Consider the following 11505-nt stretch of genomic DNA (forward strand, 5'->3'; position numbering starts at 1 on the left):
AACGCAGCCCCTTACGGGCTGCGTGGTGAATGTGCCGGAGAGCGCGGGTATGACGGGTTAACGCTTAAACGTCACGGCTTCCGGCTGGGTCAGGTGCAGCGTCGTCTGGCTCGGCACCGTCTCGGCAATCACTCGCCCGTGGCGAATCGAGTAACGCGCAGGCGTCTGGCGACGTACCGCATCGAATCCATTCTCAGCGGGTAAGATAACCAGATTCGCGGCATTGCCGACGCTCAGACCGTAGTCCTGCAGGTGCAAAGTTTTTGCGCTGTGGATAGTGATCAGATTTAACCCGTCGTTGATTTGCCCATACCCCATCAACTGGCAAACGTGTAACCCCATATGCAGCACCTGCAGCATATTGGCGGTGCCTAATGGATACCACGGGTCGAAGACGTCATCATGGCCAAAGCAGACGTTGATCCCCGCTTCCAGCATCTCTTTCACCCGCGTGACGCCACGACGTTTCGGGTAAGTGTCAAACCGTCCTTGCAGATGAATATTCACCAGCGGGTTGGCGACGAAGTTAATCCCCGACATTTTCAACAGGCGGAACAAGCGTGACGCATACGCGCCGTTGTACGAGTGCATAGCCGTGGTATGGCTGGCGGTCACGCGCGCCCCCATGCCATCACGATGCGCCAGCGCCGCGACCGTTTCGACAAAGCGAGACTGCTCGTCATCAATTTCGTCGCAGTGCACATCGATCAAGCGATCGTATTTCTGCGCCAGGGCGAAGGTTTTGTGCAGCGATTCAACGCCATATTCCCGCGTGAACTCAAAGTGCGGAATGGCGCCAATAACGTCAGCGCCCAAACGCACGGCTTCCTCTAACAGCGCTTCACCGTTAGGATAAGACAGAATACCTTCTTGCGGAAAGGCGACGATTTGTAGGTCTACCCACGGCGCAACCTCTTGCTTCACTTCCAGCATGGCTTTCAGCGCGGTGAGCGTAGGATCTGAAACGTCAACGTGAGTACGAACGTACTGGATGCCGTTAGCCATCTGCCATTTCAGGGTCTGCATCGCGCGCGCTTTCACATCTTCATGCGTGAGCATTGCTTTACGTTCTGCCCAGCGCTCAATCCCTTCAAACAGTGTGCCGGACTGGTTCCAGCTCGGTTCACCCGCCGTTTGCGTGGTATCCAGGTGGATATGTGGCTCAACAAACGGTGGAATAGCCAGACCGCCTTCGGCATCAAGCACTTCGCCCTGCGGTAACGATGCGGCTTCCTGAGGCTCAATCCGGCTAAAGCGCCCGTTTTCAATCGTAATCTGCCATAATCCTTCGTGTCCCTGCAGACGCGTCTGACGAATAGTGATGTTATTGTTCTGCATGGCTGACCTCTGGTGATTTAGCAAGGCTGCGGTTGAAAAGTGGATTCAGCAGGATATAGCTGAAGACGCCGCCGAGTACGGCGTTGACGGGCACAATACCAGGAACATAATGTCCGGCGGCGATGCCCAGCGCGACGGAAAGAATAGCAATCCAGTTAACGGGAATAAAGCGCACGGTGTTGAAGTCGGCATAGCGGCGGCGGTTCAACAGATAGTCGGCAATAATCACTCCGCCAATCGGTGGGATGGCCGATGACAGGAACGTCAGCCAGCCGACAAAATTATTGTAAAGCCACAGCGCGCACACGGTACCGATAATCCCGTTCACCACCGACAGCGTGCGGCTGGAAAGACCGGTAATATTGGCGAAGCCCAGACCCGATGCGTACAGCGCGTTATCGTTGGTGGTCCAGATATTCAGGCCAAGCACCACAATCGCGGGCAGCAGCAGCCCCTGCGCTATCATCACGTCAGAGATATCCGCCTGACCGACGGCGGCAGCGCCTGCCGCGCCAAAGATAAACATCAGCGAGTTGCCGAGGAAAAAAGCGACCATCGCAATCAGTACGGCGCTTTTGGCATGACGTCCGAAGCGGACGAAGTCGGCGGTCAATGTACCGGCGCTGACAAACGAGCCCACCACCAGCGCCAGCGCGCTGGAAAAATCCAGCGGCGTCTGCGGCACTATCGTTTTTAAATGCTCCAGCCCACCCACGCCGCTGACCGCCAGCCAGACGGAGTAGCTGCCCAGAATCACGATCGCGGGTACGGCAATGATAGACAAAATGGTCAACGCCGAGATGCCGAAAAAAATGGTCAGGGTCATCAGTAGACCCGAAACGGCAATCAGAATATTGGCATCAATGCCCGTCGCTTTACTGACCGGAATAGCGAACATCGCTACGCCAACGCCAAACCAGCCCACTTGAGTACCGCCTAACAGCAAGGAGGGAAGCCATGAGCCTTTAACGCCAAAGGAGTAACGTGCAAGGAGGTGGGTGGAGAGTCCGGTTTTTGCGCCGATGTAACCAAGAAATGCAGTGTAGATACCGAGGAGGAGATTACCGAAGAGAACTGCGAGGAAGAAATCGTGATAGGTAAGACCGGTGCCGAGTGTCCCTCCGGTCCACATACTGGCGGAAAAAAACGTTAAACCCAACATGACAAACGTCAGTGGAATCACGCCCTTCCGCGCCGCCAGAGGGACGGGGCCCTGGCTATAATTGTTGTCCTGCGACACAACGCCTCCATGAATTTTGCCCAAAAAATCCGCCGCATAATATACAGTTCTCAGAATAAAGCAAACGTTTTCGTGTGATATTTTTTTTGATAATCATTCATGGCATTAATGGTTCGTTAGTTTTTCTCCGTTGTCAGTGAACCACCGCGTGTGAGTTGAGTTTCCAGCATGGTTTGCGAACGAATAAGTTCGTCTGTGAGTAATTTTTCGTCGGGCAACTGCACTTTGTACTCGCTCGCCATGATGGTGTTTGGCAGGCCAGTCAGCGCGTAATGCGCTTCCCCCGCGCCTTTCCCTGCGCACAAAACCAGGCCGACTGGCGGGTTTTCTCCGGGCATTGTCCAGTGCTCTTTGGCATAGTTCAGGTACATATTCATCTGCCCGGCATCCGCATAACCGAATTTGCCTACCTTCAGGTCAACGAGCAACAGGCAGCGCAAGCGACGATGGAAGAACAGCAGATCGACGCGGAACCAGCTATCGTCTATGCGTAGTCGGCGTTGGCGGCCAACAAAAGCAAAATCGTCACCAAGCTCCAGCATAAAGTCCATCAGGTGGCTGAGCAGCGCGTCTTCGAGATCTGATTCGGAATACTCGTCCTTCAGGTTAAGAAATTCCAGAATGAACGGGTCGCGTATGGCTTGCTCCGGCAAAACGTTTGGCTCGGCGGGTGCAGGCTGCTGCAACATGGCGGATTTGTCGTGGGACAGTAGCGTTCGTTCGTAAAATTGAGTGGCGATTTGCCGATCGAGTTGCCGTACGGACCAGTCGTTACGTAGCGTCTCTTTCTCGTAAAAAGTGCGGGCATCGGGATTTTTTACCGACAAGAGGCGGACATACGCCGACCAGGGGAGTGGGAATGTTTTGGCGAGCGGTATGAGATTTGAAGATTCCGCAGACAGTGTCTGCGGAATTTCAATATGTTGAAAACAAAGATAAAATGTACGAATTTGCCATAGGTTTCTGGTGGAAAAACCGCGCTTATAGCGCTGACTTAAATCTACCGATAATCGTTCGATAAGCTGGGTGCCATAGGCCGCTCGCGCTTCTCCTCCCTGTTCAAATTCGACAATGCGTCGGCCAATTTCCCAGTAGGTGGCAGTCATAATGGCATTGATGCTGCGCACGGTCTCGGTACGTGCCGTATCGACCAGACGAATAATACCGTCATGAATTTGCTGATATTCATCAGACTGTGGCGCTAAAGTTGGATTCGTCATGTCATCCCTTACGTGATAGTTTCATTGTGAAATTAGAACGCTATCAATACGCTTCAGGCGTAAACGAATCAATCCATGAACGGATTTTACATGGCATTACATCTCGATTTACGAGCGGGTTTCCAGAATCGGCAGGAGAGATATTGAGGAGAGGAATATCGGCTCCCCAGCCATCAGCACAAGGCATCAACCGGGGAGCCGGAAGGGTTATACTTCGAGGTAGTTCATAATCCCGTCAGCCGCCTTACGGCCTTCGGCAATCGCCGTCACCACCAGATCGGAACCGCGCACGATGTCGCCACCGGCGAAGATTTTCGGGTTGCTGGTCTGGAAAGCATTATCGCTGCGTTCCGGCGCGATAATTCGTCCCTGCGAGTCCAGTTCCACGCTGTGTTTCGCCAGCCATTCCATGCTGTGTGGACGAAAACCAAACGCCATCACCACCGCATCAGCCGGAACCACATGCTCGGAACCGGCGACGATCTCCGCCCGCCGACGGCCTTTGGCATCCGGTTCGCCCATTTCAGTGCGCACCATTTTTACGCCGCTCACTTTGCCGTTGGCATTGACTTCAATGCCCAGCGGTTGGACGTTAAACTGAAATTCAACACCTTCCTCGCGCGCGTTTTTCACTTCACGTCTGGAGCCCGGCATGTTCTCTTCATCACGACGATAAGCACAGGTTACGTGCGTTGCGCCCTGGCGTATGGAAGTGCGTACGCAGTCCATTGCGGTATCGCCGCCGCCCAGCACCACCACGCGTTTGCCTTCCATGCTGACATATGGTTCGTCGCTGGTTTCGCCAAACCCCATGATCTGCTTCGTATTGGCGATAAGGAACGGTAGAGCGTCGAATACACCGTCCGCATTTTCATTTTCCAGCCCGCCGCGCATCGACTGATAGGTGCCGACGCCAAGGAATACCGCATCGTAATCTTTCAGCAGATCTTCAAGCTGTACATCACGACCCACTTCGGTATTAAGTTTGAACTCAATACCCATACCAGTGAAGATCTCGCGACGACGGGTCATCACCTCTTTTTCCAGTTTGAAAGCTGGAATACCGAAGGTCAGCAGGCCGCCGATTTCCGGATGGCGATCAAAGACCACCGCCTTCACGCCGTTGCGGGTCAGCACGTCGGCGCACGCCAGCCCTGCCGGACCTGCGCCGATTATCGCTACCCGTTTGTCCGTCTGGCGTACGCCAGTCATATCCGGGCGCCAGCCCATCTCAAACGCTTTATCGTTGATATAGCGCTCAATGTTACCGATGGTCACTGCGCCGAACTCATCGTGCAGCGTACAGGAGCCTTCGCACAGGCGGTCCTGCGGGCAGACGCGGCCACACACTTCCGGCAGGGTGTTGGTCTGGTGCGATAGCTCAGCCGCCTCAAAAATACGCCCTTCGTTAGCCAGTTTCAGCCAGTTCGGGATGTAGTTATGTACCGGACATTTCCACTCGCAGTAGGGGTTACCGCAGGACAAACAGCGATCCGCCTGGGCTTTCGCCTGACCTTCAGAAAACGGTTCGTAGATTTCAACAAACTCGATCTTACGGATCTTCAGCGGTTTCTTCGGCGGATCAACGCGCTGCAGGTCGATAAATTGATAAACATTCTGGCTCATTTCAATTCCTTACTGCGCCTGCACGCGCAATTCTGCCGCACTACGACTACGGTGGCCCAACAGGGCTTTGACATCGCTGGACTTGGGCTTAACTAACGCGAATTGGGTTGAGAAGCCTGACCACCTGGACAGGATCTCTTCGCCGCGTTGCGAACCAGTATGTTGCACATGTTCGGTGATCAGGCCGCGCAGATGCTCTTCGTGGATAGCCAGCGAATCAACGTCCAGTACTTCTACCAGTTCCGGGTTCACGCGTTTACGGAATTCGCCATCTTCGTCCAGCACATAGGCGAAGCCGCCGGTCATCCCCGCGCCGAAGTTAACGCCGGTTTTACCCAGCACGCAGACGATGCCGCCGGTCATGTATTCACAGCCGTTGTCGCCGATGCCCTCTACTACGGTAATCGCCCCGGAGTTACGCACGCCGAAACGTTCGCCCGCGCGGCCCGCCGCGTACAGACGGCCACCGGTCGCTCCATACAGGCAGGTGTTGCCGATGATGCTGGCTTTATGGCTGAGGAAGGCGGAACCTACCGGTGGTCTGATGGCGATCAAACCGCCTGCCATACCTTTACCGACATAGTCGTTGGCATCGCCAGTCAGATATAACTCTACGCCGCCCGCGTTCCACACGCCAAAGCTCTGGCCTGCGGTACCGCTGAAGTGTGCTTTAATCGGATCGGAAGCCAGCCCCTGATCGCCGTGGGTCTGTGCGATGTAGCCGGAAAGCGACGCGCCGACGGAACGATCGGTGTTGCGGATGTCGAACCAGAAGGTTTTGCTCTGGCGCGCATCGACAAACGGTTTCGCCTGCTGCAACAGTTGCGCATTCAGCACGCCGTTATCAAACGGCGGGTTATTCTCGGTGCAGTACAGCGCTTTACCCGGATGAGGTTCAGCGGTTTCCAGTAGACGAGACAGCGCCAGCTTCTGCTGTTTCGCCGTAAAGCCATCCAGCTCTTTCAGCAGGTCGGTGCGGCCAATCAAATCCACCAGGCGGGTCACGCCAAGCGAAGCCATCAGCTCGCGCACTTCGCGGGCGATAAATTCAAAGTAGTTGGTTACTTTGAACGGCAGGCCGTGATAGTGGTTCTTACGCAGTTTTTCATCCTGCGTCGCCACGCCGGTTGCGCAGTTGTTCAGATGGCAAATGCGCAGGTATTTACAGCCCAGCGCCACCATCGGGCCGGTGCCGAAGCCGAAACTTTCCGCACCGAGAATTGCCGCTTTAATGATATCGACGCCGGTTTTCAGACCGCCGTCCACCTGCAGACGAATCTTGTGACGCAGACCGTTGGCGACCAGCGCCTGCTGGGTTTCAACAAGTCCGAGTTCCCACGGACAGCCCGCATATTTCACCGAAGAGAGCGGGCTGGCGCCGGTACCGCCGTCGTAGCCAGCGATGGTGATCAGATCCGCATAGGCTTTCGCCACGCCGGTCGCGATGGTGCCGACGCCCGGTTCGGACACCAGCTTCACGGAGATCATCGCCTTCGGGTTGACCTGCTTGAGATCGAAAATGAGCTGCGCTAAGTCCTCGATAGAGTAGATATCGTGGTGCGGCGGCGGGGAGATCAGCGTCACGCCCGGCACTGAATAGCGCAGTTTGGCGATGTACGGAGTGACTTTATCCCCCGGCAACTGACCGCCTTCGCCCGGTTTCGCGCCCTGCGCGACTTTAATCTGAATCACATCGGCATTGACCAGGTAGGCCGGCGTCACGCCAAAGCGACCGGAGGCCACCTGTTTGATACGCGACACTTTATTGGTGCCGTAGCGCGCCGGGTCTTCGCCGCCTTCGCCGGAGTTGGAGTTGCCGCCGAGGCTGTTCATCGCTTCCGCCAGCGCTTCGTGCGCTTCCGGACTTAATGCGCCGATAGACATGGCTGCGGTATCAAAGCGTTTAAACAGCTCACTGGCGGGCTCAACCTCGTCGATAGTCACCGCCTCGCCGTCTGGATGTATCGCCAGCAGATCGCGCAGCGTTGCCGCCGGACGCTCATTGACCAGTTTGGCGTATTCCTGATAATCGCTGTACTCGCCGCTCTGTACCGCCTGTTGCAGGGTACGCACGACATCCGGGTTATAGGCGTGATATTCGCCGCCGTGGACGTACTTCAGCAGGCCGCCAGGGCTAATGGGTTTGCGCGCCAGCCAGGCGCGTTTGGAGAGATTCAGCAGATCCTGCTGGAAGTCATCAAAGCTCGCGCCGCCGATACGGCTGACCACGCCCTGGAAGCACAGGTTTACCACATCATCGTGCAGTCCGACCGCTTCAAACAGTTTGGAGCAGCGGTAAGAGGCAATGGTCGAAATGCCCATTTTGGACATAATCTTGTACAGCCCCTTGTTGATGCCGTTACGGTAGTTCTGCATCACGGTACGGTAGTTTTTAGCGATGGCCTGGGTATCAATCAGGCGCCCCAGCGTTTCGTAGGCCAGGTACGGATAGATGGCCGTTGCGCCAAAGCCGAGCAGTACCGCAAAGTGATGCGGATCGCGGGCGCTTCCGGTTTCTACGATGATGTTGGCGTCGCAGCGCAGGCTTTGTTCTACCAGACGCGTTTGCACCGCGCCCACCGCCATCGGCGCGGGGACCGGCAAGCGATTCTTACCGATATTGCGATCCGAGAGGACCAGCAGCACGGTGCCGTTACGCACCATCTGTTCCGCTTTATCGCACAGCGCCTTAACCGTCGCGTCCAGTGTGGTTTCGGTGACATCAAAGGTAATATCAAGCCAGTCGGCGCGGTAGTGATGCTCGCTCATGGTGGTGAGCTGTTTGAAATCGGAGTACAGCAGAATTGGCGATTTAAAACTCAGGCGATGGGCCTGACCTTCCGCTTCGCAGAAGACGTTCATTTCGCGACCGATGCTGGTGGCGAGCGACATGACGTGCGCTTCACGTAGCGGGTCGATAGGCGGGTTAGTGACCTGCGCGAACTGCTGGCGGAAGTAGTCGTAAATAATACGCGGCTGGCTGGAGAGCACGGCAAAGGGGGTATCGTCGCCCATTGAACCGACGGCTTCCTGGCCGTTTTCGCCCAACACGCGGATAACCGAGTCCAGCTCTTCGGCGCTGTAGTTAAACTGTTTTTGATAGCTGGCGAGCAGGTCATCGTCCAGTTCGCGGCTACCGACTTCTTCATCAGGCAGCTCTTCAAACGGCACCAGACGGCGGACATTCTTTTCCATCCACGCTTTATACGGATGGCGGCTTTTCAGATCGTCATCGGTTTCCGCGGAATGCAGAATACGTCCGCCGCGGGTGTCGATCACCATCAGCTCGCCTGGGCCGACGCGGCCTTTCTCGACCACTTCATCCGGCTGATAGTCCCAGATACCGACTTCGGAGGCGCAGGTGATCAGCTTATCTTTGGTAATGACATAGCGTGCCGGGCGCAGGCCGTTACGGTCAAGGTTACAGGCGGCGAAGCGCCCGTCGGACATCACGATGCCTGCCGGACCGTCCCACGGCTCCATATGCATGGAGTTAAAGTCAAAGAAGGCGCGCAGATCCTGGTCCATATCGGGGTTGTTCTGCCAGGCGGGCGGCACCAACAGGCGCATGGCGCGGATAATGTCCATCCCGCCTGCCAGCAGCAGTTCCAGCATGTTGTCCAGCGAGCTGGAATCCGAACCGGTTTCGTTAACAAACGGCGCAGCGGACTGTAAATCCGGGATCAGCGGCGTCTGGAATTTATAGGTACGGGCGCGCGCCCACTGGCGGTTGCCGGTGATGGTGTTAATCTCGCCGTTATGCGCCAGGTAGCGGAACGGCTGCGCCAGCGGCCAACGCGGCACGGTGTTAGTGGAAAAGCGCTGGTGGAACAGACAGATGGCCGATTCCAGACGCAGATCCGCAAGATCCAGGTAGAAGCGCGGCAGATCCGCCGGCATACACAGACCTTTATAAATGTTGACCAGGTTCGACAGGCTGCATACGTAGAAATCTTTGTCGTTCTGCAGGCGTTTTTCAATGCGTCGGCGGGCGATAAACAGACGGCGCTCCATATCGCGCGGACGCCAGCCCGCCGGAGCGTTGACAAAAATCTGCTCAATACGCGGCAGGGAGGAGAGGGCGATTTCACCGAGCACGCCTTCATTGGTTGGCACATCGCGCCAGCCGACAATCGACAGGGTTTCCTGTTGTAATTCTTCTTCGATAATATGGCGTGACGCGGCGGCCAGTTCAGGATCTTTATTCAAAAAGATCATCCCGACGGCGTAGTTTTTGGCTAAGCGCCAGCCGCGCTCTTCGGCCACGATGCGAAAGAAACGGTCAGGTTTTTGTAACAGCAAGCCGCAACCGTCGCCGGTTTTACCGTCGGCAAGGATCGCGCCACGGTGCTGCATCCGGGCCAGCGCGTGTATGGCAGTACGCACTACCTTGTGGCTAGGTTCGCCTTCTATGTGGGCGATCAGGCCGAAACCACAGTTATCCTTCTCAAGGGATTTATCGTACAACATATCAGTGAACCTCCCCAGGCTCTACGGGACGCTCTCCCAACCGACGGCGCGCGGGCACAGCAAGAGCATGGCGACGGGGCTGGCGCATCATACGCTTACCTCGCATTCGCCCTCTTTGTGTCCTTTGCGCATTGGTAAATACGGTTAAGAGGGAATCTCAATTACTGCATAAATATGATGAGCAGACGGCTCATCCAGAAAGCTTCCAGCGGATCCCCAACTTATCGGGAATCCACACCCAGGTCAAATGGCAAACTGATTTATGCAAAAGTGTGCTGTAGCACAGATAACTTTTTGAATCTATTGAAATTAAAAGGTTTTTTATAGAGGGGCTGCTAATACGGAGCGGCAGAAAGCCTGTGATCTGTCTCACTATAAGAGCCGCTCGCCAGACGTTATCTGACCTTGCTTTTTCAAAAATCTTGGCATTTTATGCTGTTTTAAGCGTGAGCAGTATTGAATGCTACTGTTTTTATCGATGACCCAGCAAACGCTGAAAAAAGAGGGGAATATCAGGAAAAATCATCAGCGGGATTATGAATGAAATGTCGTTTATTTTGCTTTATTATGCAATGGATAAAAGCCTTCCGGGACGATTGATCCAGGTCATCGCCAAAGGAGACTAAAAATGGCAGGCTTTGGCCTCTTTTTAAGAGGCGGTCTATCAGATTATGCAGTTACAGAAATTAGTCAATATGTTTGGTGGGGATCTTTTACGTCGGTATGGGCAAAAGGTTCATAAGCTGACGCTTCATGGCGGTTTTAGCTGCCCTAACCGCGACGGCACCATCGGGCGTGGCGGTTGCACCTTCTGTAATGTCGCCTCTTTTGCCGATGAGGCGCAGCAGCATCATTCGATTGCCGAGCAGCTTGCGCATCAGGCGCATCTGGTGAACCGCGCTAAACGCTATCTGGCCTATTTCCAGGCCTACACCAGCACCTTTGCAGAAGTGCAGGTGCTGCGTTCCATGTATCAACAGGCGGTCAGCCAGGCCAGTATCGTCGGGTTATGCGTCGGTACGCGTCCGGATTGTGTCCCGCAGGCAGTAGTAGATTTACTGTGTGAATATAAAGATCAAGGCTACGAGGTGTGGCTGGAACTGGGATTGCAAACCGCGCACGATAAAACCCTGCGCCGAATTAACCGCGGGCATGACTTCGCCTGCTATCAGCGTACCACCCGGATTGCCCGGGAGCGCGGGCTGAAAGTGTGCGCGCATCTGATTGTGGGGCTGCCGGGCGAAGGGCAGGCAGAATGCCTGCAAACCATGGAGCGTGTGGTGGAGACGGGCGTTGACGGTATTAAACTGCATCCGCTGCATATTGTGAAAGGCAGTACGATGGCCAAAGCCTGGGAAGCGGGGCGGCTGAACGGCATCGAACTGGACGACTACACGCTAACGGCAGGTGAGATGATTCGTCATACGCCGCCGGAGGTAATTTATCACCGAATTTCAGCCAGCGCTCGCCGTCCGACGCTGCTTGCCCCGCTGTGGTGCGAGAATCGCTGGACGGGGATGGTTGAGCTGGACAAATACCTGAATGAGCATGGCGTGCAGGGCTCTGCGCTGGCCCGTCCCTGGATACCACCTGTAGCGTAGCGTGATGAGG

At 55.5% G+C, this 11505-nt stretch carries 6 protein-coding genes; 1 reads left to right on the forward strand and 5 read right to left on the reverse strand.

Annotated elements, in window-relative coordinates; genetic code table 11:
• Positions 1-57: 57 nt before the first annotated feature.
• From HU143_RS02510 to gltB, 5 genes are all read right to left on the reverse strand, one after another.
• Positions 58-1338: a cytosine deaminase gene (locus HU143_RS02510; protein ID WP_001180685.1), complete on the reverse strand. Its 1281-nt coding sequence runs from the start codon at positions 1336-1338 to the stop codon at positions 58-60.
• Positions 1325-2578 carry a cytosine permease gene (gene codB, locus HU143_RS02515; RefSeq protein ID WP_001542969.1) on the reverse strand — a complete coding sequence of 418 codons (1254 nt, stop codon included), beginning with the start codon at positions 2576-2578 and terminating at the stop codon, positions 1325-1327. Before codB ends, HU143_RS02510 begins: the two co-directional genes overlap by 14 nt.
• A 116-nt stretch (positions 2579-2694) precedes the next feature.
• Positions 2695-3798, reverse strand: coding sequence for a PDDEXK nuclease domain-containing protein (locus HU143_RS02520; protein ID WP_023226593.1), 1104 nt, complete (start codon positions 3796-3798; stop codon positions 2695-2697).
• Positions 3799-4005: 207 nt separating this feature from the next.
• A complete protein-coding gene (gltD, locus tag HU143_RS02525; protein ID WP_000081638.1) occupies positions 4006-5424 on the reverse strand; it encodes a glutamate synthase subunit GltD in 1419 nt (472 codons plus the stop codon).
• A gap of 9 nt (positions 5425-5433) precedes the next feature.
• The gene (gene gltB, locus HU143_RS02530) at positions 5434-9894 is read right to left on the reverse strand and encodes a glutamate synthase large subunit (RefSeq protein WP_023226592.1); all 4461 of its coding nucleotides are present in this window, start codon (positions 9892-9894) and stop codon (positions 5434-5436) included.
• 671 nt (positions 9895-10565) lie between these two features.
• Between gltB and HU143_RS02535 the strand changes: the two genes are divergently transcribed.
• Positions 10566-11495 (forward strand): TIGR01212 family radical SAM protein, encoded by a 930-nt coding sequence (locus HU143_RS02535; RefSeq protein WP_001176887.1) that lies wholly within the window; start codon positions 10566-10568, stop codon positions 11493-11495.
• Positions 11496-11505: the final 10 nt, after the last annotated feature.

Origin of the sequence: Salmonella sp. SJTUF14076, assembly GCF_015534835.1 — a bacterium.
Classification (GTDB): Bacteria; Pseudomonadota; Gammaproteobacteria; order Enterobacterales; family Enterobacteriaceae; genus Salmonella; species Salmonella enterica.

Coding starts and splice junctions, on each gene's coding strand:
- HU143_RS02510 (WP_001180685.1), bottom strand. CDS start 1,338: ATGCAGAACAATAACATCACTATTCGTCAGACGCGTCTGCAGGGACAC.
- HU143_RS02520 (WP_023226593.1), bottom strand. CDS start 3,798: ATGACGAATCCAACTTTAGCGCCACAGTCTGATGAATATCAGCAAATT.
- gltD (WP_000081638.1), bottom strand. CDS start 5,424: ATGAGCCAGAATGTTTATCAATTTATCGACCTGCAGCGCGTTGATCCG.
- gltB (WP_023226592.1), bottom strand. CDS start 9,894: ATGTTGTACGATAAATCCCTTGAGAAGGATAACTGTGGTTTCGGCCTG.
- HU143_RS02535 (WP_001176887.1), top strand. CDS start 10,566: ATGCAGTTACAGAAATTAGTCAATATGTTTGGTGGGGATCTTTTACGT.